Genomic DNA, 22,363 nt, shown 5'->3' with positions numbered 1-22,363 from the left:
GGGGCCCTGTGGAGTTGCTCTGTACCCGTTCAGCCCAAGATAGGTTGGTCTGTATGCGTGCAGTGATACAGAGGGTGGACGGTGCGAGCGTCTCGGTGGCCGACGCCGGGGGCGACGGCGGCGGTTCGGCGATCGTCGGCGAAATCGTGGGCGAGGGGCTGTGTGTGCTGGTGGGAGTCACCCACGGCGACACCGCGGAGAAGGCGGCCCAGCTCGCCCGCAAGCTCTGGTCGGTCCGCATCCTGGAGGGCGAGAAGTCCTGCTCCGATGTGAATGCGCCGCTTCTGGTGATTTCGCAGTTCACTCTCTACGGGGACGCCCGGAAGGGCCGCCGCCCCACGTGGAACGCGGCGGCGCCCGGCGAGATCGCCGAGCCGCTGGTGGACGAGGTCGTGGCGCAACTGCGGGCGCTGGGTGCGCACGTGGAGACGGGCCGGTTCGGGGCGGACATGCGGGTCTCGCTCACGAACCACGGCCCGTTCACCGTCATCGTCGAGGTCTGAGCCGGCCGGCAGGCAGAAGCAGTCCGGCCGGCACGGCGGAAACAGCCCGGCCGCGCGGTGCGGCGGAGCCGGCCCGGCCGGCACGGTACGGCAGAAGCAGCCCGGTCGGCAGGGCGGAAACGGCCCTACGGCTCGACGACCGTCTCCTGGGCTGCCGCCGTGTCTCCGGCCAGCAGCTCCGCGTCCACCGCCACGTTCCGCTTCACCAGAGCCAGGGCGATCGGCCCCAGCTCGTGGTGGCGGGCGGAGGTGGTGATGAAGCCCAGCTGACGGCCATCGGCCCCGTCCGCGGCGAGCCGCACCGGCGTGCCGTGGCCGGGCAGCAGCACCTCGCTGCCGTCCAGGTGCAGGAAGACGAGGCGCCGCGGGGGCTTGCCGAGGTTCTGCACCCGCGCCACGGTTTCCTGGCCCCGGTAGCAGCCCTTCTGGAGGTGGACGGCGGTGCCGATCCAGCCCAGCTCGTGCGGGATGGTGCGGTGATCGGTCTCGAACCCGAGCCGCGGACGGTGGCCCTCGACGCGCAGCGCCTCGTAGGCCAGCACCCCGGCGGCCGGGCCGTGCGCCGCAGCGAATGCCTCCAGGCCCTCGCGGGGCAGGAACAGATCGCGGCCGTACGACATCTCCCGTACGGCGGCACCCTCCGGGACCTCGGCGATGGAACCGGCCGGCAGGTACACGACCGCGTACTCCTCGGTGCGGTCGGCGACCTCCACCCGGTAGAAGAACTTCATCGACTCCAGATAGGCGATCAGCTCGCCCTGGGTGCCCGGCTCGACGTGCATCCACACGGTCTCACCGTCGTCGACGAGATACAGGGCGTGCTCGATGTGCCCGTTCGCCGTGAGGACCAGGGCCTCGGTGGCCCGGCCCGGGGCGAGATCGCTGACGTGCTGGGTGAGCAGGAGGTGCAGCCACGCCAGCCGGTCGCTCCCGGTGACGGTCACGACCCCGCGGTGCGAGAGGTCGACGAGACCGGAACCGTCGGCGAGGGCGCGCTGCTCGCGGAACAGGTCGCCGTAGTGCGCGGCGACGCCTTCGTCGCGACCCTCGGCGGGGACGGCGCCGGGCAGGGACAGCAGGGGGCTCTTCATGCGACCAGCGTACGACCCGGTCCGGTGCCGGGAGTGTCCGGCTGACCCCTGCGACGCCGCGGGGACCAGCCGGGCCCACTACGGACCGGGCACCGGCTCCTGGGACGCGTCGGCCACTCCGGCCGCCCCGGCCGCCTTCGTCGTGCAGTCCGCGCAGCGGCCGAAGATCGCGAAGTGCTTCATGTCCGTCTCGAAGCCGAACGTGCCGCGAAGCTTCTCGGTGAAGTCGGCGACGACGTCGACATCGGCCTCGATGACGTTCGTGCAGTCCCGGCAGACCAGATGGATGTGGTGGTGGCGGTCGGCCAGGTGGTACGTCGGGGCGCCGTGGCCCAGATGGGCGTGGCTGACCAGATCCAGCTCCTCGAGGAGCTCCAGGGTCCGGTACACGGTGGAGATGTTCACGCCGGACGCGGTACGGCGCACCTCGGACAGGATCTCGTCGGGCGTCGCGTGTTCCAGCTTGTCCACGGCTTCCAGGACAAGCTGCCGCTGCGGCGTCAGCCGGTACCCACGCTGCCGAAGATCGGTCTTCCAGTCGGTGCTCACCACAGGCTCCAGTGTAGGTCCGGGTGAAGGCATGGCCACGGCTGTCCGCCGGAACGAGCCCCGTGGGCTACTTGAAGAACGCGATGCCGTCGTCCGGCAGGTCACCGAGGCTCTTCGCCATCGCCGCGACCTCTTCCGGGGTGACGACCTTCTTCAGGTGCGCCGACATGTACGGCCGCAGCTCGACCTCGGGCGTGGACTTCTCGCCCACCCACATGAGGTCGCTCTTCACATAGCCGTAGAGCCGCTTGCCCCCGTTGTACGGGCCGGAGGCCGCGGTCCGGGCCACCGCGTCGGTGACCAGGTCGATCTGCGGCTTCTGGCGGCCCAGCTCGCCGTACCAGATCTCGATGACGCCCTGGTCGCGGACCATGACGACCTCGACCTTGCGGTCCTTGTCGATCCGCCAGTAGCCGGACTCGGACTCGAGCGGCCGGACCTTGTTCCCCTCGGCGTCGAGCACCCAGGAGTGTGAGGTGTACTCCAGGAAGTCCCGGCCGTCGTGGCTGAAGGAGACCTCCTGGCCGAAGTTGCACTTCTCGGCACCGGGGAAGTCGGACACGCCCGCACCCGCCCAGTTGCCCAGGAGGAAGGCCAGCGGGACGAGGTCCGGGTGAAGGTCGGACGGGATCTCGATCATGAGCGGCTCAGACGATCTGTGAGGCGGGAGGCGGGGACGCCGGGAACGGGAAAGGGGTTAGCGCTGACCCTGGTACAGCTTCTTCACGGTCACGCCGGCGAAGGCGAGAACGCCGACACAGACCAGGACCAGCAGGGCGGAGAAGAATGCCTCAAGCACGGGGGCTCCTTGAACGAGCGGTATGGCGGCAGTACAGGGCCGGGCCCCAGCCTAATGGGTGGGGCCCCGGCCCGCCGTTTCGGGGCTTGCCGCGGGGCGGCTCAGCCCAGCAGCTGGTTCTGCAGGATCAGGGTCTGGTGGAAGGGGACGCGTGGTGTTCCCCCACCGCCCTTGCGGGACTGGAGGACCAGGGCAATGGTGTCACCCGAGACCGGATAGCCCTGCCGGGTCTGGGCGGCGCCGAAGGGCTTCTGCTCGCTGTACACGTACGACGACGTGTTCACCACCTTCCCTCCGCCCGCCCACGACTCGTCGAGCGCCATCTCGGCCGCACCGGCCGGCGAGGCCCCGGCAGGGGACCCGATGGTCCCTCCCCCCACGAGACCTGAGGCGCAGATTCCGTTACCTGCGCACACCACTGACCCGTCGGGCCCCAACGAGGTCGTGCGGCCGAGGATTACAGTCTGCATATGCCGAAGAAGCTCGTGATCAAGGTGACCGCAGGTGCCGACTCCGCCGAGCGCTGTTCGCAGGCGTTCACCGTGGCGGCGGTCGCCGTCGCCAGTGGCGTGGAGGTCTCGCTCTGGCTGACCGGGGAGTCCGCCTGGTTCGCACTGCCGGGGCGCGCCGCCGAGTTCGAACTCCCGCACGCGGCGCCGCTGCCGGACCTGATCGAGTCGATTCAGGCGGGCGGGCAGATCACGCTCTGCACCCAGTGCGCGGCCCGCCGCGACATCACGGAACAGGACGTCCTGGAGGGCGTACGGATCGCCGGTGCGCAGGTCTTCGTCAGCGAGATCATGGCAGACGGCGTCCAGGCCCTCGTCTACTGAGGCAGCTGAAGCGGCTGAGACAGCTGAGGCAGCTGAAGCGGCTGGAGCCGCCGCGCCTGCCGGTCCTTCACCCGCGGCGCTTCCGGCCGTCGAGCTCGTCCCACCACTCGTCGGACTCCGGATCGCCGGTGGGTCCTGTGGGGCCAGTGGGTCCGGTGGGGCCGTTCTTGCCGGATCGAGGCCTCGGCCGGGACGGAGGCTGGGGCCGGGACCCCGGGGCGGGCTCGTCCCACCAGCGGTCCTCGGGGCCCTTCCGATTGGCGACCATCGCCGCGACGGGCGGGATGACCATCGCGACCACGCACATCGCGATGGCGGCGGGCATCGACCAGAGCCTCACGAAGGCCCAGGCCGAGACGAAGAGGACGAGGCATCCGCCCATCATCAGGAAGTAGGCGCGCCGGCGACGGCGGTACATGAATCCAGGGTAGGCCCGATTCGCCCGCCCGGCCGGTCCTGGACGGCACGAAGGGCCGTACCCCGGTTTCAGGAAGCGTCCAACCCCCTGGGGTACGGCCCTCCGGCCGGTCATCCGCGGAGCCGCGAGGGCTCCCTGGACGGTTCCTAGACGGCGATGGCCACCTCGGAGAGGCCGCCCGTCTGCGCAACGACCGTGCGGTCGGCGCTGCCGCCCGGGACCAGGGCGCGCAGCGTCCAGGTGCCCTCGGCCGCGTAGAAACGGAACTGTCCGGTCGCCGAGGTCGGGACCTCGGCGGTGAACTCGCCCGTCGAGTCCAGCAGGCGGACGTAGCCGGTGACGGGCTCGCCGTCGCGGGTCACGCTGCCCTGGATGGTGGTCTCACCGGGCTTGATCGTCGAAGCGTCGGGGCCGCCGGCCTTTGCTCCACACATGGCGTTCTGTCCTTCTGGTCGGGGGTCGTGCCGGTCCGGGTCGTGCGGAATTACTTGTTGGCGCCGAGCTCGATCGGCACGCCCACGAGGGAGCCGTACTCGGTCCACGAGCCGTCGTAGTTCTTGACGTTCTCCTGGCCGAGCAGCTGGTGCAGCACGAACCAGGTGAGCGCGGAGCGCTCACCGATGCGGCAGTAGGCGATGGTGTCCTTCGCCAGGTCGACCTGCTCGTCCTCGTAGAGGGCCTTGAGCTCGTCGTCCGACTTGAAGGTGCCGTCGTCGTTGGCGTTCTTCGACCACGGGATGTTGCGGGCGCTCGGCACGTGGCCGGGGCGCTGCGACTGCTCCTGCGGGAGGTGGGCCGGGGCGAGCAGCTTGCCGCTGAACTCGTCGGGCGACCGCACGTCGACCAGGTTCTGGGTGCCGATGGCCTTCACGACGTCGTCGCGGTAGGCGCGGATCGTCTCGTCCTGCGGCTGGGCCTTGTACTGCGCGGCCGGGCGGGACGGGATCTGGTCGCCGTCGACCAGGTCGCGGGAGTCGAGCTCCCACTTCTTGCGGCCGCCGTCGAGCAGACGGACGTCCTGGTGACCGTAGAGCTTGAAGTACCAGAACGCGTAGGACGCGAACCAGTTGTTGTTGCCGCCGTAGAGGACGACCGTGGTGTCGTTGCCGATGCCCTTGTTCGACAGCAGCTCCTCGAAGCCGGCCTGGTCGATGAAGTCACGGCGGACCGGGTCCTGGAGGTCCTTGGTCCAGTCGATCCGGATCGCGTTCTTGATGTGGTTCTTCTCGTACGCGGAGGTGTCCTCGTCGACCTCGACGATGGCAACCTTCGGGTCGTCGATGTGGGCCTCGACCCAGTCGGCGTCTACCAGGACGTCACTGCGGCTCATTGTGTTCTCCTCCGGGGCAGTCTGCGGCGGGATGCTGCGAGGTGGTGCGGGACGGTGCGTGATGCGGATGTACGCGGCGCGGGCCGGTGCACGGGCGTCAGGCGGGATGGCCCCGACGAGCGGTCGAGGGGCCGGGAATGCGGGAAATCGACGGATCCCGCTCAGACAGTGCGACAGAGCATGGCGGCGACGCGGCACAGGTCCACTGCCCGCCGCTTCGTGAGATCCGCCTGTCCCCACTGTCGGAGACCGCTAATAGAGCACTGCATGGGACCGATCGTAGGGACGTACGGGCGGACATGTCACCGTTGTGTCGCATATTGAGACACGATCGTCCGAAGTATGAGACGGCAGCAGGAATGCGGGCGCTGCGGGTCCGCCGACGAGAGCTCGGAGCCGGTCGGGCATCTGCGGAACGGACTCCGGCGTCTCAGTATGTGGAGAAGCGGTCCGGACGGCCCGTGTGGCCCGTGAGATCCATGCGGCCCGGACGGTCCGTGCGGGCGGGACAACCCCTGCGGGCCATGAGATCCATGCGGCCCGAACGGTCCGTGCGGGCGGGACAACCCCTGCGGGCCATGAGATCCATGCGGCCCGAACGGTCCGTGCGGGAGGACATAGCGCTGCCTACCCTGCTGCGGTGGGTGTTATCCGGCGAGGCGTACGTCGGTGCCCGTCACGGAGATCTCCAGTCCGGCGGCGGTCGGCTGGATCTTCTCCAGTTTCAGGCCGTTCGGCAGCTTGCCGACCTCGCGCTCGAAGTCGGTCTTCTCGCGTACGAGCCCCTCGAGGCCGGGGATGCCCTCGCCCGGCACCTTGTCCGCGTGCACCCGCACGGTGTGACCGTCGACCAGGGTGACGGTGGACAGGACGCTGCGCGAGATCGTCCGGCCGATGCCGGGGATTTCGACCGCGCCGGTCACCTTCACCTTGCCGTTGCCGCCGTACTCGACGGCGACGCCGTCGGAGGCGGCCTTCGTCAGGTCCTCGTACGAGATGACGGCCGTCCCGGAGGCACGGGCGGCCGTGGCGCCGGAGAAGCCGTCGGTCAGCCGCACCTGGCGCAGTTCCGCGTCCATCGTGCTGATCCGCAGTGCGCGGCCGCCTGCGGTCGCCTCGATTCCGGTGATCTTCACGTCGACCTCGTCGAGTTCCGATCCGGCGACCTGCGTCAGGAACGGGAAGCCCTTGATGGAGACGTCCGTGGACCCGGTCTGCGCCCCGGAGACCACCACCCGGTCCTCGGTCTCCGACTCGGCGAAATACACCGCCGCGCGGTCCACGGCGATGAACACACCGGCCAGAACCACCACGACGATCAGCAGTATTCGCAGTGCACGCATGCCTGTCCTCCCCCGCGCCATGCCCATTCGGACCTCTGGCGTCCGTGAGCCTACTGCGGCCACACGACACGCCCCGGGTGATCGACGAGCGGAAGCCCTCCAACGGTTCCCCGCGGAGGGCTTCGGCATGCCGGGTGAGGCGCTACGGACTACGCGAGCACGCGCCCGATCAGATAGACGGCCGGGGCGGCCGCGGTGAGCGGCAGCGCCACCCCCGCGGTCATGTGCACGAAGCGTGACGGGTAGTCATAGCTCGCCACCCGCAGCCCGATCAGCGCACAGCCGCCCGCCGCGAGGCCGAGCAGTGCCCCCTTGGCCCCCAGGTCGGTGACGGCACCCGCCACCGCACCGGCACCCGCGGCGACGGCCAGGGCCGCCACGACCGAGGCCGGTCCGGGCAGCGGCAGCGCCCGGACGAGCACGGCGGCGGCGACGGCCACGCCGCCGGCCGTCACGGCGTCCGGGACGGCCGCGAGGTGCCCGGCTGCGAGGACCGCGAGCGCGGCCGAGGCGACCGTGGCCATCAGCCCCTGCATCCGCTCGTCGGCACCGGCCCGGCTGCGCAGCTGGAGCACGACGGTGAGGAGCACCCAGATTCCGAGGGTGCCCAGGATCGCGGCCGGACCGTTCTCCCGGCCGGCCGCGAGCAGCGCCACATCGGCGACGAGACCGCCGGCGAAGGCGAGCGCGATGCCCTGCCGGGCCGGCCACATGCCGTTGAGCCGGAACCATCCCGCCGCGGTCACGGCCTGGAGCAGCACCAGCGGGACGGCCAGGGCGTACGGCCCGACGGCAGCGCCGAGCGCGAGCAGCAGTCCGAGTCCCGCGGTGATCGCAGCCGGCTGCATACCGGGCGCGATGACCGGCGAACGGCCCTCGGCGCGGGCGCGCTGGGCGTCGGTGATGCGGCTGTTGCCCAGGGTGGTCGGCGCGCTGTAGCCGTCCTCGCCCTGCGGGGCGTCAGCGGGGGCCGGGGCGGGCACGGCGGGCGCGGGCCGGGCCTCGGGGGGCAGCGGGTACGAGCCGGATGCGCCCAGCGGCGGCAGGTACGTGGTGTCGGCGGCGGGCTGCACGGCCTGCACCGGGGGCGTCGGCTGGACGGGCTGCGCGAGCTGGTCGGGCTGCACCGGCTGGATCGTCGGCTGGTACTGGGTGTCCCAGGTCTGGCCCTCCCAGGTCTGGGCGACCCCCTGGTCACCGGCCGGCCAGCCGGCCCCTGGCTCCGGCTGGGGAGCCTGCGGGGCGGGCGGGCCCTGCTGCGCGTACGGGGCGGCCTGCTGGGGCGGGTGCGGGTCGTACGCGCCCTGCTGCGCCCCGTACGGTGCCGCAGCCGCATCCCCCCCGTAGGGCGCCTGCTGCCCGTAGGAGGGGTCCGCATAGCCCTGGCTCGCGTAACCCTGGTCCGCATAGCCTTGGCCCGCGTGACCCTGGTCCGCATAGCCCTGGTCCGCGTAGCCCTGCTCGGGGTACGCCTGACCGCCGTATGACGGGTCCCCGTACGACTGCTGCTGCTGCGGCTGCTGTCCGTACGACTGCTGCTGCGGCTCCTGGCCGTACGGATACTGCGGATGCTGCGGCTGCTGCGGCTGCGGGTACGGCTGCTGCTGATCGCTGCTGCTCATGTTCTGCGGTTCACCCTCCTGCGAACGGCGGGAGCACCTCGACCGTGCCGCCCTCGGCAAGGCGTACGGTCTCATGGCTGCGGGTCCCGACGGGGTCACCGTCGATGAGGAACGAACACCTTTGCAGTACGCGGCTCAGCTCACCGGGGTGCCTCTCGCGCACCGCGTCGAGCGCCTCTTTGAGCGTCGCAGCGGTGTACGGCTCCTCCGCGGTTCCGGCCGCGGCCTTGGCGGCAGCCCAGTAGCGGATCGTTCCCGCAGGCATGGCGGCGCTCCTCTCGTCTCGCGTCAGCTCACGCATCGGCTGTCCATCATGGTTCACCGCGTCATCGCCCAGTCGGCGATGCGGGTGAGCAAGGTCTCGTCCGCCGCGTTCTCCGCGTGGCCCATGCCGTGCTCCAGCCAAAGGTCGGCGCCGCCGCCCGCCGCGTCGGCGAGCATCCGCGGGTGGTCGAGCGGGAAGTACGGGTCCTGGTCGCCGTGCACGATCAGCAGCGGGGCCGGGGCGATCAGCCGGGCGGCCTCGACCGGGGAGAGCGGGACCGGGTCCCAGTCCTTGCGGTCGATCCGGGTGCGGAAGCCGTACCGCCCGACCAGCCTGCCGGTGGGGCGGGTGACCATCCAGTGCAGCCGCCGCATCGGGGCGGTCCCCCGGTAGTACCAGCGCGCCGGAGCACTCACGGACACCACCGCATCCGCGTGCGCCTCCCCATGCGCTTCCGTGCGCCCCTCGCCCTCCCCCTCCGTGCCGGGGGCCGTATACAGCGCCCCGTGCCGGAGCACCACGGAACCGCCCATCGAGAACCCGGCCGTAACGACCCGCGTGTGCCCGAGCGACCGCGCCCAGGCCACCGCGGCGGCCAGATCCAGCACCTCGCGGTCGCCCACCGTGGACCGTCCGCCGGATCGCCCGTGCCCCCGGAACGAGAACGTGACCACCGCCGCACGCTGCGAGAACACCTCCGCGGCCCGCCGCACCGCCGGGCGGTCCGCCGAACCGGTGAATCCGTGCGCGACGACGATGGCGGTACCGGCACCGCCGGCCTCCGCGCCGGTACCGGCACCGGCCGTACACGGCTCGTACACCGCCTCGATACGGACCCCGTCATCGGTCGGCAATGTGGTCCGCAACGGGCCGCGCGTGATCAAGGGAACAGAGGAACTCCGAAATCGCCCCTCGGAGACAGAAGTCATGTGGGCTATTCTGCTGGGAAGAGGATCCGGGCAAAGCAGCCCCCGGGTCCTTTTGTGCTTTCCGCGCGTTGTTACGACGACGTTTCGACAAGCTCAGCGGTCCTGGGTGCGGGTCGCACTTGTAAGACCCGTATGACGAAACGTCGTACGAACCACGCACGAATAAGCGTACGAAGCAGTGCCGAATACTCCCCCGGGTCCGACCCGGGAGTGCCCCTCTCGCAGGGAACGAGGAGGACCGACGTAATGGGCGAGCCAACCGTGCACGAACATCGACCGACGACCCAGGCAGGTGGGCGGCGATGAGTTCACTGCTGCTCCTGACGAATGCCCTCCAACCGTCGACGGAGGTGCTTCCCGCCCTCGGCCTCCTGCTGCACAGCGTGCGGGTGGCCCCTGCCGAAGGCCCCGCCCTCGTCGACACCCCCGGTGCCGACGTCATCCTCGTCGACGGACGGCGCGACCTGCCGCAGGTCCGCTCCCTCTGTCAGCTGCTGCGGTCCACCGGACCCGGCTGTCCGCTGATCCTCGTCGTCACGGAGGGCGGCCTCGCGGCCGTCACCGCGGACTGGGGCATCGACGACGTACTGCTGGACACGGCGGGCCCCGCCGAGGTCGAGGCACGCCTGCGGCTGGCCACCGGCCGGCAGCAGATCACCGCCGACGACTCCCCGATGGAGATCCGCAACGGTGACCTCTCGGTGGACGAGGCGACGTACAGCGCGAAGCTCAAGGGCCGGGTCCTGGACCTGACCTTCAAGGAATTCGAACTGCTCAAGTATCTGGCGCAGCACCCGGGCCGGGTCTTCACCCGCGCCCAGCTGCTCCAGGAGGTCTGGGGCTACGACTACTTCGGCGGTACGCGGACGGTCGACGTCCACGTGCGGCGGCTGCGCGCCAAGCTCGGCCCCGAGCACGAGTCGCTCATCGGCACCGTCCGCAACGTGGGCTACCGCTTCGTCGCGCCGGAGAAGGTGGAGCGGGCCGCCGCCGAGGAGGCCAAGGCGGCAGCCGCGAAGGCGACCGCCGAAACCCTCACCCGTTCGGAGCAGCCGGAGGTAGCGGAGGTCACGGAAGAAGCCCCGGTCCGGCCTGCCGGGAAGTAGTTCCATCCGCGTAGACTGCCGCGCGTGGCCAAGGTGACGCGGGACGATGTGGCGAGACTGGCGGGGACGTCGACCGCAGTGGTCAGTTACGTCATCAACAACGGACCCCGGCCGGTCGCCCCGGCCACGCGCGAGCGGGTGCTCGCCGCGATCAAGGAGCTGGGCTACCGCCCCGACCGGGTCGCTCAGGCGATGGCCTCGCGGCGGACCGATCTCATAGGAATGATCGTGCCGGACGCGCGGCAGCCGTTCTTCGCGGAGATGGCGCACGCGGTCGAACAGGCCGCCGCCGAGCGCGGAAAAATGGTGCTCGTCGGCAACTCCGACTACCGCGACGAGCGCGAGGTCCACTATCTGCGGGCCTTCCTCGGCATGCGGGTCTCCGGCCTGATCCTGGTCAGCCAGGGCCCCAGCGAGCGTGCGGCGGCGGAGATAGAGGCGTGGGACGCCCGGGTCGTGCTGCTGCACGAGCGGCCCGAGGCGATCGACGACGTCGCGGTCGTCACGGACGACGTCGGCGGCGCCCAGCTCGCCACCCGCCATCTGCTGGAGCACGGCAACGAGTACGTGGCGTGCCTCGGCGGCATGGAGTCGACCCCGGCGGTCGGCGACCCGGTCGCCGACCATGTCGAGGGCTGGCGCCGGGCGATGCACGAGTCGGGCCGCTCGACGGAGGGCCGGCTCTTCCAGGCCCCGTACAACCGCTACGACGCCTACCAGGTGGCGCTGGGGCTCCTCGCGGGCCCCGACCGCCCGCCGGCGATCTTCTGCACGACGGACGACCAGGCCATCGGGGTGCTGCGGGCCGCGCGCGAGCTGCGGATCGACGTGCCCGGTGAGCTCGCGGTGGCCGGCTTCGACGACGTGAAGGAAGCCGGTCTGACCGATCCGCCGCTGACGACGGTCTTCTCGGACCGCCCGGCGATGGCGCGGGCCGCGGTCGACCTGGTGCTCGACGACTCGCTGCGGGTGTCGGGCTCGCGGCGGGAGCGGCTGAAGCAGTTCCCCTCGGCGCTGGTGGTCCGGCGCTCGTGCGGCTGCGGGGAACCGCCGACGGCCGCACAGGCGCTCAGCTAGAGGGACGGGGCCGTGCGGGCCGTACGGCCCGTCCTGTCCAGACCCTGGTACGCGTCCTTATATCGGGCATACGAGGTTCTGCCGGGCTTCTCAGGGCGTACTCAGGGTGCTCTCATGTTCGCTGGACACTCTCGTAGACATGACAGAGAGCCAGCGCCCGAGCGGCGAGTACCCGATGTACCCCTCGTACGGCAACGGCGACGCGGCCTACCCGCCGCCGCCGTCATATCAGCCCGCACCGCCGGTCGCCATGGGCCCCGGAACCACCGTGTGGCCCGCCCCCGGTACGGCCGACGCGTACACTGGCGGGGCCGGCAACGGCGGTGACGGTCTCCACGGGCTGCCGCAGCCGGCGCCCGGACCGTCCGCTCCCCGCCGCCGGGTCCGGCGGCCGGTCGCGCTCCTCGCGGCGGTGGCCATCGCGGCCGCGATCGTCGGCGGCGGCACCGCCACCGTGATCGGACAGCTCACCGACAACGGCACCGACAGCACGGCCGGCAGCGTCATCCCCGGCACCACCGTCTCGCAGAGCAGCAAGGGCACCGTCTCCGGTGTGGCCGCGGCCCTCTCACCGACGATCGTCGAGATCGGCGCGACCTCCACCTCGGGCCAGTCCACCGGATCCGGCGTGGTCATCACGTCGGACGGCGAGATCGTCACCAACAACCACGTCGTCGCCGGCGCCACGTCCATCAAGGTCACCCTGAGCACCGGCAAGACGTACACCGCCGAGGTCGTCGGCACCGATGCGGACAAGGACCTCGCGCTGATCAAGCTCCAGGGCGCGAGCGGCCTGAAGACGGCCACGCTCGGCGACTCCTCCAAGGTCGCCGTCGGCGACCAGGTCGTCGCGATCGGCTCGCCGGAGGGCCTCACCGGCACGGTCACCAGCGGCATCGTGTCCGCGCTCGACCGCGATGTCACGGTCGCCAAGGACAGCGACAGCGGCAGCGGCCAGGAGCAGGGTGGCCAGGGCGGCGGACAGCAGTGGCCGTTCGAGTTCGGCGGACAGCAGTTCAACGGCGACACCGGCGAATCCACCACCACGTACAAGGCCATCCAGACCGACGCCTCGCTCAACCCGGGGAACTCCGGTGGCGCCCTGATCAACATGAACGGCGAGATCATCGGCATCAACTCCGCGATGTACTCGGCAAGTTCGTCCAGCAGTTCCAGCGGCTCCAGTGCGGGCAGCGTCGGCCTCGGCTTCGCCATCCCGGTGAACACCCTCAAGGCGGACCTCGACACACTGCGGGCCGGCAACAGCTCCTGAGCAGACGGAAGAACAGAGGAGACAGCCGTGCACCACCCGACCGACACCCTCGCAGGCCCCGCAGACCTGGCCCTGCCGCTCGCGCTCGTGGCGTTCCTCGCCGAACGGGCACCCGTCGGCGGAACCGGTGACGAACAGCCCCGCGCCGCAGAGCTCCGCACCACCACCGGCAGCCGCGGCCGCCGTGCCGCGCGACGCCGCGCCATGGCCGTGCGAGGCTGAGAAACCAGCGGTGCGCCGAAAGGGCACTGGCCCCGTACGGAACGAGAAGAGGACGAAGCAGCGATGAGCCCCGCCGAAGACGATCCGCAGCGCATCCTGATCGTCGACGACGAGCCCGCCGTGCGCGAGGCCCTGCAGCGCAGCCTCGCGTTCGAGGGATACGGCACCGAGGTCGCCGTCGACGGTCTCGACGCCCTCACGAAGGCGGAGTCGTACGACCCCGACCTCATCGTCCTCGACATCCAGATGCCGCGGATGGACGGGCTGACCGCCGCCCGCCGCATCCGTGCCACGGGCACCACCACCCCCATCCTGATGCTCACCGCCCGTGACACCGTCGGCGACCGCGTCACCGGGCTCGACGCGGGCGCCGACGACTACCTGGTCAAGCCCTTCGAGCTGGACGAACTCTTCGCCCGCATCCGGGCCCTGCTGCGCCGCAGTTCGTACGCGGCCACGGCGGGCGGCCCCCTCCCCGACGACAACGTGCTGGCCTTCGCCGACCTGCGCATGGACCTCGCGACCCGCGAGGTCATGCGCGGCACCCGCCACGTGGAACTGACCCGCACCGAGTTCACCCTGCTGGAGATGTTCCTGGCGCACCCGCGCCAGGTACTGACCCGTGAGCAGATCCTCAAGGCGGTGTGGGGCTTCGACTTCGAACCGAGCTCCAACTCGCTGGACGTGTACGTGATGTACCTGCGCCGCAAGACCGAGGCGGGCGGCGAACCGCGTCTGGTCCACACGGTGCGGGGTGTGGGCTACGCGCTGCGTTCGGGGGGTGGGGACGGATGACGGGGCCCCTGCGCCGCATCCGCGCCCTGCCGCTCCGCTCCCGGCTGGCGCTGCTGGTCGCGACCGCGGTGGCGGTGGCGGTGGCGGCTGTGGCCGCGGCGTGCTGGTTCGTGACGAAGGCGCAGCTGGAGCACCAGCTGGACGCGACGCTGCGCAGCTCCAATGTCGACGACCGCTACCTGACCAACCTCTACAACTACTGCCGGGGCAGCACCCAGGCCCTGCCGACCCCCTACTCCGGCCTCACCGTCCAGCTCATCGACGCCCAGGGCACGGTCTGTCTCGCCCCCGCCTCGTCCGAACTCCCGGTGACCGCGGCCGACCTCGCCGTGGCCAAGGGTGAGTTGCGCAATACGCTGCACTCGGCGACCGACGCGGACGGCGCGAAGATGCGCGTATACACCGCCCCGGTGAAGGGGCCGACCGGCCTCGCCGTCTCCATCGCCAGCCCGATGAGCGAGATCGACAAACCCCTCACCACCCTCGCCTGGGTCCTCCTCATCGTCTCCGGCATCGGCGTCATCGGCGCCGGCGCCGCCGGACTCTGGGTGGCCCGCTCCGGCCTGCGTCCCGTCGACGAGCTCACCGAGGCCGTCGAGCACGTGGCCCGCACCGAAGACCTGACGGTCCGCATCCCGGTCGAGGGCGAGGACGAGATCGCCCGCCTCTCCCGCTCGTTCAACTCGATGACCGCGTCGCTCGCCACCTCCCGCGACCGCCAGGCCCAGCTCATCGCGGACGCCGGCCACGAGCTCCGCACCCCGCTGACCTCGCTCCGCACCAACGTCGAACTCCTCGCCCGCAGCGACGAGACCGGCCGGGCCATCCCGCCGGACGACCGCAAGGCGCTGATGGCGTCGGTGAAGGCGCAGATGACGGAGCTGGCCTCCCTCATCGGCGACCTCCAGGAACTGGCCCGCCCGGACGCCACGGACCCCGGACCGCTCCAGGTGGTCGCGCTCCACGACATCGCCCGCACCGCCCTGGACCGCGCCCGTCTGCGCGGCCCGGAGCTGACCATCACGGCGGAACTGGCCCCCTGGTACGTACGCTCCGAACCGGCGGCCCTGGAGCGGGCGGTCGTCAACGTCCTCGACAACGCGGTGAAGTTCAGCCCGCCCGGCGGCACGATCGAGGTGAGCCTGCACCGCGGCGAGCTGAAGGTACGGGACCACGGCCCCGGCATCCCCGCCGACGAACTCCCGCACGTATTCGAACGCTTCTGGCGCTCCCCGTCCGCCCGCCAGCTCCCCGGCTCGGGCCTGGGCCTGTCGATCGTGGCGCGTACGGTCCAGCAGGCCGGCGGCGAGATCGACCTGCGCCCCGCACCGGGCGGCGGCACGGAAGCGGCGATCCGCCTCCCGGGAGCACCCCAGCCACCGCCGGACTCGCCGCAGGAGTAGGGGCGGCAGCCCTACGCCCCGTCGAGCCGCCCCGCCAGCGCCCGCAGTCCCGCCGCGATCCCGGCGGCGTCCGGCGCCTGATCCGGGTCGGTCAGCCACTGGATCATCACGCCGCTCATCAGCGCGAGCTGCACCGAGCCGAGCGCCCGCACATCCGCCTCGGCGACCTCCGCCTCCGGCACCCCGGTCAGCTGCGCCGCGACCCCCCGGCGGCCCTCGCGCTGACCGGCGGCCAGGAGGGCCAGCAGCTCCGGGGAGCTCTGGGCGTGCACGAAGGCCTCCACCGAGGCGATCCAGAGCCAGCGGTCGGTGCGGTACGAGGCGATCTCCCGCGTCCACATGTCCGCGTACCGCTCCGCGGCCGAACCGCTCCCCTCCTTCACATCCGCGCCGAACGCCTGGCCCCACTCGTCGATCGCCGCGAACAGGGCCTGGTTGAGCAGGGCCTCGCGGGAGCCGAAGTGGTAGCCGATCGCCGCCATCGAGACCCGGGAAGCGGTGGCGATGTCGCGCACGGTGGTGCGGAGGTAGCCCTTCTCCTCCAGGCAACGCCTCGCTCCGGCCAGTAGATCCTCACGGTTTCCCATGCCCGGGATCGTACGGCTCCGCCACTTGGGCAAGCGATCTATACAAACGTATTGCGCGACTGATCTACACATGCGTACAGTCACAGTCATGACTCAGCACAACGCATCCCGACGTGAACTGACCATCGACGGCCGCCGCCTCTCCTACCTCGACCACGGCCCCGCCACCGGCCGGCCGCTCCTCGCCCTGCACGGCCATCTCTCCGAGGGCGCCTCCTTCGACGACCTGGCCGTCGAGCTCGGCCCCGAGTGGCGGGTCATCGCCCCCGACCAGCGCGGCCACGGCGACTCCGACCGGGCGGACGACTACAGCCGCGAGGGCTACGTCTCCGACCTGACCGCCCTGCTCGACCACCTGGACCCGGGCCCGGTCGTCGCCCTCGGGCACTCACTGGGCGGCATCAACGCCCTGCACCTCGCGGCCACCCGGCCGGCCGCGGTCGCCGCGCTCGTCAACACCGACGCCCCGGTCGACCTGCCGCACCAGGACCCCGGCCCGATGGCCTTCCTCGCGGGATTCCCCTACACCGCACCCACCCGGGAGGAACTGATCGCCGCCTGCGGTCCGGTGGGCCCGATGGTGGGGCCACTGCTGCGGCCTCTGCCGGGCGGCGACGGCTGGCGGCTGCCGTTCCACCCGCAGGACACGCTCGACTCCGAGCGACAGGTGCACGGCGACCACTGGGCGCAGTGGCTGGCGAGCGACTGCCCGGCCCTGGTGATCAACGGCCGCACCAGCCAGGCCCTGCCCGCCGAGCAGGCTGCCGCGATGGCGACGCTGCGTCCGCACACCTCACTCGTCACACTGGAGACGGATCACTTCGTCCAGCTCCAGGACCCGAAGGGATTCGCCCGCGCGGTACGGGAGTTCCTCGCAGCCCTGTGAACGGCGCCGTGAACGACCCTGCGAACAGCCCCGCGAACAGCCCTTGAACGACTCCGCGGACCACCCCGCGGACGCCCGCCCTCAGGAGGCCGGGTTGTGCCGGATCAGCGATTCCACCAGCCCCGTACGGGTCGCCGGGAAGTCCAGCGGGACGATTCCGAGGCCGGTCCAGCCGGCCGACGCCGAGGAGTCGAGGAAGGAGTGGACCTGCGGGTTGAGCCGGTCCGCGTTCCAGCGGGGCGGCAGCAGGGCAGCGGTGCTCACGTAGTTCATGAAGAGCTTGCCCGGCTGCGCGGCCGCCCTGCGGAACTGGTCCTCGATCTTGGGGTACTTGGCGAACGGCTCCGCCATGTAGTCGTCCTGGATGTCGAAGAGCCCCGGATCTGCGTACCGCACCCCGGGCAGCCCGCCGTTGTCGGCGAGCAGCACCACCTTGCCGCGGGCCCCTCCCAGCGTCGGCAGCGCGGAGTCGATGTGGAACAACGGACGCCAGCCCTTGGTGTCGAGGTACAGGTCGAAGATCCGGCGGAACGCGGCGTCGCTCTCCTCCGAGTACTCCTGCTTGACCCGCATCAGCACGGTCTCCGTGGGCCGCTGGGCCAGGAAGTCCCAGCAGGCGCCGAGCACATCGCCGAACATCAGGTTCTGGTACGAGGCCCCGTGGTGGATGGCGAACGAGTCCCCGGTGATCCGGCACCGAACGTCGAGGAAGCGCAGCCCGCTGTTCAGCTGCTCCGCGATCGTGGTGTTCTGGCACTCGGTCCAGGGGCCGCCGTAGCGCGCGCCGGAGTCGTGCGATCCGGGGAGGGTGAGGCGCTGGAGCGCGGTGGCGTCCGCGATACCGCCCATCCAGTCCTGCACGGTGAGGGCCTGCCGGGCCTCGGCACGCGCGGGCCCCGCGCCGACGAGGGCGGTGGCGGTGACGGCCAGCGCGCCGGCCAGGAAGTGTCTGCGGTTCGCGGTGTACGGGCTCATGCGGGGACGCCTCCGGGGTGCCGTGTGGGGTCAGCCCCCGGATTATGACCCGTACACATCAGACAGGGAACAGGGCGGCGGGGGAACGGGCCGGTGGCGGCGGAAAACGAAGGATGCGCGAGCCGGGGCCTTCGCCCCCGCCCGCGCATCCTTCGGTGCCGTACGCCCTACTGGACGACCGTGATCCGGTCCGTCGCCGGCGGGGCCAGCGGCGCAGCGGCCGTGGAGTGCGCGGCCAGGTAGGCGTTGAACAGGTCGAGGTCGGAGGCGCCGACCAGCTTGTCGGTGCCCGCGCCGAGGGCCGCGAAGCCGTCGCCGCCGCCCGCGAGGAACTCGTTCATCGCGACCCGGTAGGACTTGGCCGGATCGATCGCCTCACCGTTCAGCTTGATGGTGTCGGTGACCACGCGCGCGGCGCCCGACTTCGTCATGTCCAGGGTGTAGGTGAGGCCCTTCGAGATCTGAAGGATCTTCGGGCTGGCCTCGTTCGAACCGCTGACCTGCTGCTGGAGCGCGCTGACCAGCTGCGCCCCGGTCAGGTCGACGACGTTCATCATGTTGGTGAACGGCTGCACGGTGAACGACTCGCCGTACGTCACGACGCCGTCGCCCTCACTGCCCGTCGCCTTGTAGACCAGGTCGGCACGGATGCCGCCCGGGTTCATGAAGGCGACGACCGCCCCGCCCTTGTCCGCCGGGGCCAGGCCCTCCAGCTGCGCGTCGGCGATCAGGTTGCCGAGCGGCTTCTCGGGGGCCGTGGAGCCGCGGCCGTTGATGTCGGCGGAGATGAAGCCCTGCGGCCGGTTGGCGATCGGCGCCGCGAGGGTGTTCCAGCGGGCGATCAGGTCCGTCATGTCGGTGGCCTTGGCCTGGTCCCGGGTGACGATGTGGTTCGCCGAGACCGGGTTCGCCGGCGCGGGGTGCTTCGAGGCGCTCTTCGCCGAGCCCTTCACCGCGGTGCGCACGATGTCCTTGGTGCGACGGTCGTACGTGAGCGTCGTGTCCGTGTACAGCTTGCCGAACGACGAGGCCGAGGTGACGAGACGCGGGTTGCCCGCCGGGTCCGGGATCGTGCAGACGTACGCCTGGTGGGTGTGACCCGTCACCAGCGCGTCGACCTTGGGCGAGATGCCCTTCGCGATGTCGGTGATCGGCCCGGAGATGCCGTCACCGGCGGCCGGGCTGTCGCAGTCGTAGTTGTACGAGGAGGAGGCCGGGGCGCCGCCCTCGTGGATCAGGGCGACGATGGACTTGACGCCCTGCCGGTCCAGTTCCTTGGCGTACTTGTTGACCGTCTCGATCTCGTCGTGGAACTTCAGGCCCTTGACGCCGTTGGCCGTCACGATGTTCGGCGTGCCCTCCAGGGTCACCCCGATGAAGCCGATCTTGACGCCGTTCTTCTTCCACACCGTGTACGGCTTGAGGATCGGCTTGCCGGACTTCTCGTCCGTCACGTTGGCGGCCAGGTACGGGAAGTCGGCGCCCTCGAACTTCTTGCCCTGCTCGTAGCACCCCTCGACCGGGTGGCAGCCGCCGTTCTGCAGGCGGGCCAGCTCGGTGGCGCCCTCGTCGAACTCGTGGTTGCCGACGGTCGTCACGTCGAGGTCGATCTTGTTGAGCGCCTCGATGGTCGGCTCGTCGTGGAACAGACCCGACAGCAGCGGGCTCGCCCCGACCATATCGCCGCCGGCCGCGGTGATGGAGTACGGGTGGCCCTTGCGCGCGGCACGCAGCGAGGAGGCGAGGTACTCCACCCCGCCGGCCGGAACGGCCTTCGTCGTTCCGTCGGCCTGCGTCTCGGTGACCGATCCGGCCGAGCCGGCCGGCGGCTCCAGGTTGCCGTGCAGGTCGTTGAAGGACAGCAGTTGCACGTCCACGGTCCGGGCCGGCGCGTGGTGGCCGTGCCCCTTGCCGTGCCCGTGCGCGCCGGCCGGCATGGCGGCGACCAGCGCGCCGACGGTGGCCAGACCGGCTGCGGCGGCGAGCACCCGCCGGGACGCGCGGTTCTTCTGCGGTGTCGCTGACATCGATCCCCTTGTGAGCTCAGCGGGAGGTGTGAGGGTGGTGAAAAGTCCGAGGACTGCGTGCCGCAGCCTAGAGTCAACGCGCGTAGCGCGACAGGTGTTTGGGGTTACGAACTGGTTGCCGCCCGATCGGAACGGGGCCATTCACCCATATGGCGTACATATGCGAGCAGAAACGTCACTGCCTGCATGAAGAACGCAAATCTGTACGCCATGGACAGCAACACCACACCGAAGGCCGTCGTCCCTGCTCAGCAGGGCTCCGGACTGCCTCCGGGATTCCACGAGATGATCGGCGACCTGAAGTCGATCGTGCGGGGCGCGCATGTGCGCGCGCAGCTCAAGGTGAACACCGAAATGCTCCAGATGTACTGGGAGATCGGGCGGACGATCCTGGAGCGGCAACAGGAGGAGAAATGGGGCACCAAGATCGTCGGGCGCATCGCGACAGAGCTGCGTTCCGAGTTCCCGAATCAGCGAGGGTTCTCCCGCAGCAGCCTGCACTACATGCTGAAGATGGCCCGTCTCTGGCCTGAGCCAATTGTCCAGCAGGCTGCTGGACAATTGCCCTGGGCTCACCTCCAGGTACTCATGGACAAGTGCAAAACCCGTCCCGAGCTGGACTTCTACATTCAGCACGCCGTCAGCAACGGCTGGTCCCGGGACGATCTGACCTCAGCGATCCATCGCACCCTGCATCTCTCCCACGCAGCCGCCCTCAACAACTTCGACGCTGTGATGCCCGAGCGGTCGGCGGCCGCCAAAGAGATCATCAAAGACCCGTACCGCCTCGACTTCACCGAGCTGGACGGCTGGCGCACGGAACGGGACCTGGAGAACGCACTGGCCTCCAGGCTCGTCGCCTTCCTCACCGAGCTGGGGATGGGCTTCGCCTTCGTCGGCCGCCAGTACCCGGTCGTCGTGGGCGACAGCGAATACCGCATCGACCTGCTCTTCTACCACTGCAAACTGCACTGTTACGTCGTCCTGGAACTCAAGACCCGCAAGGCCCATCCCGAGCACTTCGGACAGCTCGGCTTCTACGTCTCGGTGGTCGACGGCCTCGTCCGGGACGCGGAACACGACGCCCCCACCATCGGCATCCTCATCGCCGAAAGCCGCGACCGGGCGATGGTCGAGTACGCGCTACGCAGCTACGCCCAGCCACTCGCAGTCAGCACCTACGCCGGTCTGCCCGACCGGGTACGCAAGCTCCTGCCCGCCGCCGAGGACCTCTCCCGCATCGCCGACGACGTGCTGAACCCGCCGCAGCCCGCCGACTGAGCGCGGACTGAGCGCCGGAAAGCCACGCACGCCCGCACCGCCACCCCCACCCCCGTACGCTCGACACATGACGACTGACGTACCCCTCCCCGCCCCCGGACGCGAGATCCAGACCCTCGACACCCTCTCCCCCGACCAGGCGGGAGCTGTCTCCGAGCTGCTCGCCGAGGCCGCGCAGTCCGACGGCCGGCAGGCCGTGTCCGAGCAGGGGCGGCTGCAGTTGCGGGGCGGGCACCGGGAAGGCGTGCGGCACTTCCTGCTGACCGCCGGGGGCGTACTGGTCGGGTACGCACAACTGGAGGACACCGACCCCGTCGAGGCACCGGCCGCGGAGCTGGTCGTGCACCCCTCGCACCGCGGGCACGGACACGGGCGGGCCCTCGGGGCGGCGCTGCTCGCCGCCACCGGCAAGCGGCTGCGGGTCTGGGCGCACGGCGGGAAGTCCGCGGCGCGCCACCTCGCCCAGGTGCTCGGCCTCTCGCTCTTCCGCGAACTGCGCCAGCTGCGGCGCCCGTTGAGCCCGCTGAACATCGCGGAGCCGGTGCTGCCGCCGGGCGTCACCGTCCGCGCCTTCGTCCCCGGCCAGGACGACGCGGCCTGGCTCGCCGTGAACAGCGCCGCCTTCGCCCACCACCCCGAGCAGGGTTCGCTTACCCAGCGCGACCTCGACGACCGCAAGGCCGAGGCGTGGTTCGACCCGAAGGGGTTCTTCCTTGCCGAGCGCGAGACCGATGACGGCGCGGGCACGGAGCTGATCGGCTTCCACTGGACGAAGGTGCACGCCGAGGAGCAGCTCGGCGAGGTGTACGTGGTCGGCATCCGGCCCGACGCGCAGGGCGGCGGCCTCGGCAAGGCGCTGACCGGGATCGGGCTGCGCCACCTGGCCGCAGAGGGGCTGCCCACCGCGATGCTCTACGTCGACGCGGACAACACCGCCGCCCTGTCCGTGTACGAGCGGATGGGCTTCACCACCCACGAGGTCGACCTGATGTACCGCACGGAGTCCTGAGCACTCACAACTCACCCGGGGGCGGCGTCTCTTGACGCCG

At 70.8% G+C, this 22,363-nt stretch carries 26 protein-coding genes; 11 read left to right on the top strand and 15 right to left on the bottom strand.

Translation table 11 applies throughout. The features are described 5' to 3' along the window. Positions 1-53 precede the first annotated feature (53 nt). On the top strand, positions 54-503 hold the full coding sequence (dtd, locus tag ACIOEW_RS35440; RefSeq protein WP_401969101.1) for a D-aminoacyl-tRNA deacylase: 450 nt from the start codon (positions 54-56) through the stop codon (positions 501-503). Between the two features lie 125 nt (positions 504-628). Here the strand turns inward: dtd and ACIOEW_RS35435 are convergent, their stop codons facing one another. From ACIOEW_RS35435 to ACIOEW_RS35420, 4 genes are all read right to left on the bottom strand, one after another. Beyond that, complete coding sequence (locus tag ACIOEW_RS35435) at positions 629-1,594, bottom strand: YgfZ/GcvT domain-containing protein (RefSeq protein WP_401969100.1); 966 nt, start codon at positions 1,592-1,594, stop codon at positions 629-631. Positions 1,595-1,672: 78 nt separating this feature from the next. Next, positions 1,673-2,146 (bottom strand): Fur family transcriptional regulator, encoded by a 474-nt coding sequence (locus ACIOEW_RS35430; protein WP_362552040.1) that lies wholly within the window; start codon positions 2,144-2,146, stop codon positions 1,673-1,675. A 64-nt stretch (positions 2,147-2,210) separates the two neighbouring features. Then, complete coding sequence (locus ACIOEW_RS35425; protein WP_362552038.1) at positions 2,211-2,783, bottom strand: FABP family protein; 573 nt, start codon at positions 2,781-2,783, stop codon at positions 2,211-2,213. A 260-nt stretch (positions 2,784-3,043) separates the two neighbouring features. Beyond that, positions 3,044-3,265 (bottom strand): hypothetical protein, encoded by a 222-nt coding sequence (locus tag ACIOEW_RS35420; RefSeq protein ID WP_401969098.1) that lies wholly within the window; start codon positions 3,263-3,265, stop codon positions 3,044-3,046. Positions 3,266-3,412: 147 nt separating this feature from the next. On the opposite strand from ACIOEW_RS35420, the gene ACIOEW_RS35415 reads away from it, so the two are divergent. Continuing rightward, entirely contained in the window at positions 3,413-3,775 is a 363-nt protein-coding gene (locus ACIOEW_RS35415) for a DsrE family protein (protein WP_326659397.1), read from the top strand. Positions 3,776-3,842: 67 nt separating this feature from the next. On the opposite strand, the gene ACIOEW_RS35410 is transcribed toward ACIOEW_RS35415, so the two are convergent. The 8 genes from ACIOEW_RS35410 to ACIOEW_RS35375 form a co-directional block, all read right to left on the bottom strand. Continuing rightward, positions 3,843-4,193 (bottom strand): DUF3099 domain-containing protein, encoded by a 351-nt coding sequence (locus ACIOEW_RS35410; protein ID WP_401969096.1) that lies wholly within the window; start codon positions 4,191-4,193, stop codon positions 3,843-3,845. Positions 4,194-4,339: 146 nt separating this feature from the next. Beyond that, positions 4,340-4,627 carry a DUF1416 domain-containing protein gene (locus ACIOEW_RS35405; protein WP_018490348.1) on the bottom strand — a complete coding sequence of 96 codons (288 nt, stop codon included), beginning with the start codon at positions 4,625-4,627 and terminating at the stop codon, positions 4,340-4,342. A 50-nt stretch (positions 4,628-4,677) separates the two neighbouring features. After that, positions 4,678-5,523 (bottom strand): sulfurtransferase, encoded by an 846-nt coding sequence (locus tag ACIOEW_RS35400; RefSeq protein ID WP_350998237.1) that lies wholly within the window; start codon positions 5,521-5,523, stop codon positions 4,678-4,680. A gap of 161 nt (positions 5,524-5,684) precedes the next feature. Then, positions 5,685-5,792, bottom strand: coding sequence for a putative leader peptide (locus ACIOEW_RS35395; protein ID WP_350998240.1), 108 nt, complete (start codon positions 5,790-5,792; stop codon positions 5,685-5,687). Between the two features lie 378 nt (positions 5,793-6,170). Further along, entirely contained in the window at positions 6,171-6,866 is a 696-nt protein-coding gene (locus ACIOEW_RS35390; RefSeq protein ID WP_362552024.1) for a DUF2993 domain-containing protein, read from the bottom strand. A 149-nt stretch (positions 6,867-7,015) separates the two neighbouring features. After that, on the bottom strand, positions 7,016-8,488 hold the full coding sequence (locus ACIOEW_RS35385; RefSeq protein ID WP_401969093.1) for a hypothetical protein: 1,473 nt from the start codon (positions 8,486-8,488) through the stop codon (positions 7,016-7,018). A gap of 10 nt (positions 8,489-8,498) precedes the next feature. Then, entirely contained in the window at positions 8,499-8,753 is a 255-nt protein-coding gene (locus ACIOEW_RS35380) for a MoaD/ThiS family protein (protein WP_362552018.1), read from the bottom strand. A gap of 53 nt (positions 8,754-8,806) precedes the next feature. Then, positions 8,807-9,682 carry an alpha/beta hydrolase family protein gene (locus ACIOEW_RS35375; protein ID WP_401969092.1) on the bottom strand — a complete coding sequence of 292 codons (876 nt, stop codon included), beginning with the start codon at positions 9,680-9,682 and terminating at the stop codon, positions 8,807-8,809. Positions 9,683-9,984: 302 nt separating this feature from the next. Between ACIOEW_RS35375 and ACIOEW_RS35370 the strand changes: the two genes are divergently transcribed. From ACIOEW_RS35370 to ACIOEW_RS35345, 6 genes are all read left to right on the top strand, one after another. Beyond that, entirely contained in the window at positions 9,985-10,788 is an 804-nt protein-coding gene (locus tag ACIOEW_RS35370) for a response regulator transcription factor (protein ID WP_350998251.1), read from the top strand. Positions 10,789-10,812: 24 nt separating this feature from the next. Further along, complete coding sequence (locus tag ACIOEW_RS35365) at positions 10,813-11,865, top strand: LacI family DNA-binding transcriptional regulator (RefSeq protein WP_362552012.1); 1,053 nt, start codon at positions 10,813-10,815, stop codon at positions 11,863-11,865. A 139-nt stretch (positions 11,866-12,004) separates the two neighbouring features. Then, positions 12,005-13,138: a S1C family serine protease gene (locus ACIOEW_RS35360; protein WP_401969090.1), complete on the top strand. Its 1,134-nt coding sequence runs from the start codon at positions 12,005-12,007 to the stop codon at positions 13,136-13,138. 27 nt (positions 13,139-13,165) lie between these two features. Next, the gene (locus ACIOEW_RS35355; RefSeq protein WP_401969088.1) at positions 13,166-13,360 is read left to right on the top strand and encodes a hypothetical protein; all 195 of its coding nucleotides are present in this window, start codon (positions 13,166-13,168) and stop codon (positions 13,358-13,360) included. 63 nt (positions 13,361-13,423) lie between these two features. Continuing rightward, positions 13,424-14,155, top strand: a complete 732-nt coding sequence (locus ACIOEW_RS35350; protein ID WP_362552003.1) for a response regulator transcription factor — start codon at positions 13,424-13,426, stop codon at positions 14,153-14,155. Further along, entirely contained in the window at positions 14,152-15,558 is a 1,407-nt protein-coding gene (locus ACIOEW_RS35345) for a sensor histidine kinase (RefSeq protein WP_401969087.1), read from the top strand. The genes ACIOEW_RS35350 and ACIOEW_RS35345 overlap by 4 nt, the downstream gene beginning before the upstream one ends. A gap of 11 nt (positions 15,559-15,569) precedes the next feature. On the opposite strand, the gene ACIOEW_RS35340 is transcribed toward ACIOEW_RS35345, so the two are convergent. Continuing rightward, entirely contained in the window at positions 15,570-16,145 is a 576-nt protein-coding gene (locus tag ACIOEW_RS35340; RefSeq protein WP_401969086.1) for a TetR/AcrR family transcriptional regulator, read from the bottom strand. 88 nt (positions 16,146-16,233) lie between these two features. Between ACIOEW_RS35340 and ACIOEW_RS35335 the strand changes: the two genes are divergently transcribed. Beyond that, positions 16,234-17,031 (top strand): alpha/beta fold hydrolase, encoded by a 798-nt coding sequence (locus ACIOEW_RS35335; protein WP_401969084.1) that lies wholly within the window; start codon positions 16,234-16,236, stop codon positions 17,029-17,031. An 81-nt stretch (positions 17,032-17,112) separates the two neighbouring features. Here the strand turns inward: ACIOEW_RS35335 and ACIOEW_RS35330 are convergent, their stop codons facing one another. Further along, the gene (locus ACIOEW_RS35330) at positions 17,113-18,006 is read right to left on the bottom strand and encodes a phosphatidylinositol-specific phospholipase C domain-containing protein (RefSeq protein ID WP_401969081.1); all 894 of its coding nucleotides are present in this window, start codon (positions 18,004-18,006) and stop codon (positions 17,113-17,115) included. A 167-nt stretch (positions 18,007-18,173) separates the two neighbouring features. Further along, on the bottom strand, positions 18,174-20,033 hold the full coding sequence (locus ACIOEW_RS35325) for a bifunctional metallophosphatase/5'-nucleotidase (protein ID WP_401969079.1): 1,860 nt from the start codon (positions 20,031-20,033) through the stop codon (positions 18,174-18,176). A 186-nt stretch (positions 20,034-20,219) separates the two neighbouring features. Here ACIOEW_RS35325 and ACIOEW_RS35320 point away from each other — a divergent pair, with 186 nt between their 5' ends. Together ACIOEW_RS35320 and mshD are read left to right on the top strand one after the other, a co-directional pair. Continuing rightward, positions 20,220-21,314, top strand: coding sequence for a YhcG family protein (locus ACIOEW_RS35320; protein ID WP_401969077.1), 1,095 nt, complete (start codon positions 20,220-20,222; stop codon positions 21,312-21,314). Between the two features lie 67 nt (positions 21,315-21,381). Continuing rightward, positions 21,382-22,323, top strand: coding sequence for a mycothiol synthase (gene mshD / locus ACIOEW_RS35315; RefSeq protein ID WP_401969074.1), 942 nt, complete (start codon positions 21,382-21,384; stop codon positions 22,321-22,323). Positions 22,324-22,363 lie beyond the last annotated feature (40 nt).

Source organism: Streptomyces sp. NPDC087901 (assembly GCF_044742205.1).
GTDB lineage: Bacteria > Actinomycetota > Actinomycetes > Streptomycetales > Streptomycetaceae > Streptomyces.
The sequence above is the reverse complement of the archived record's forward strand: the minus strand, read 5'-3'. Positions and strand labels throughout refer to the sequence as shown.

Bases quoted from the DNA above. Each gene is read 5' to 3' on its own strand.
- ACIOEW_RS35360 (WP_401969090.1), top strand. From the start codon at position 12,005: ATGACAGAGAGCCAGCGCCCGAGCGGCGAGTACCCGATGTACCCCTCG.
- ACIOEW_RS35420 (WP_401969098.1), bottom strand. From the start codon at position 3,265: ATGGCGCTCGACGAGTCGTGGGCGGGCGGAGGGAAGGTGGTGAACACG.
- ACIOEW_RS35370 (WP_350998251.1), top strand. From the start codon at position 9,985: ATGAGTTCACTGCTGCTCCTGACGAATGCCCTCCAACCGTCGACGGAG.
- ACIOEW_RS35320 (WP_401969077.1), top strand. From the start codon at position 20,220: ATGAAGAACGCAAATCTGTACGCCATGGACAGCAACACCACACCGAAG.
- ACIOEW_RS35400 (WP_350998237.1), bottom strand. From the start codon at position 5,523: ATGAGCCGCAGTGACGTCCTGGTAGACGCCGACTGGGTCGAGGCCCAC.
- ACIOEW_RS35350 (WP_362552003.1), top strand. From the start codon at position 13,424: ATGAGCCCCGCCGAAGACGATCCGCAGCGCATCCTGATCGTCGACGAC.
- ACIOEW_RS35330 (WP_401969081.1), bottom strand. From the start codon at position 18,006: ATGAGCCCGTACACCGCGAACCGCAGACACTTCCTGGCCGGCGCGCTG.
- ACIOEW_RS35410 (WP_401969096.1), bottom strand. From the start codon at position 4,193: ATGTACCGCCGTCGCCGGCGCGCCTACTTCCTGATGATGGGCGGATGC.
- ACIOEW_RS35340 (WP_401969086.1), bottom strand. From the start codon at position 16,145: ATGGGAAACCGTGAGGATCTACTGGCCGGAGCGAGGCGTTGCCTGGAG.
- ACIOEW_RS35435 (WP_401969100.1), bottom strand. From the start codon at position 1,594: ATGAAGAGCCCCCTGCTGTCCCTGCCCGGCGCCGTCCCCGCCGAGGGT.
- ACIOEW_RS35390 (WP_362552024.1), bottom strand. From the start codon at position 6,866: ATGCGTGCACTGCGAATACTGCTGATCGTCGTGGTGGTTCTGGCCGGT.
- ACIOEW_RS35415 (WP_326659397.1), top strand. From the start codon at position 3,413: ATGCCGAAGAAGCTCGTGATCAAGGTGACCGCAGGTGCCGACTCCGCC.
- dtd (WP_401969101.1), top strand. From the start codon at position 54: ATGCGTGCAGTGATACAGAGGGTGGACGGTGCGAGCGTCTCGGTGGCC.
- ACIOEW_RS35395 (WP_350998240.1), bottom strand. From the start codon at position 5,792: ATGCAGTGCTCTATTAGCGGTCTCCGACAGTGGGGACAGGCGGATCTC.
- ACIOEW_RS35375 (WP_401969092.1), bottom strand. From the start codon at position 9,682: ATGACTTCTGTCTCCGAGGGGCGATTTCGGAGTTCCTCTGTTCCCTTG.
- ACIOEW_RS35385 (WP_401969093.1), bottom strand. From the start codon at position 8,488: ATGAGCAGCAGCGATCAGCAGCAGCCGTACCCGCAGCCGCAGCAGCCG.
- ACIOEW_RS35345 (WP_401969087.1), top strand. From the start codon at position 14,152: ATGACGGGGCCCCTGCGCCGCATCCGCGCCCTGCCGCTCCGCTCCCGG.
- ACIOEW_RS35405 (WP_018490348.1), bottom strand. From the start codon at position 4,627: ATGTGTGGAGCAAAGGCCGGCGGCCCCGACGCTTCGACGATCAAGCCC.
- mshD (WP_401969074.1), top strand. From the start codon at position 21,382: ATGACGACTGACGTACCCCTCCCCGCCCCCGGACGCGAGATCCAGACC.
- ACIOEW_RS35325 (WP_401969079.1), bottom strand. From the start codon at position 20,033: ATGTCAGCGACACCGCAGAAGAACCGCGCGTCCCGGCGGGTGCTCGCC.
- ACIOEW_RS35425 (WP_362552038.1), bottom strand. From the start codon at position 2,783: ATGATCGAGATCCCGTCCGACCTTCACCCGGACCTCGTCCCGCTGGCC.
- ACIOEW_RS35335 (WP_401969084.1), top strand. From the start codon at position 16,234: ATGACTCAGCACAACGCATCCCGACGTGAACTGACCATCGACGGCCGC.
- ACIOEW_RS35380 (WP_362552018.1), bottom strand. From the start codon at position 8,753: ATGCCTGCGGGAACGATCCGCTACTGGGCTGCCGCCAAGGCCGCGGCC.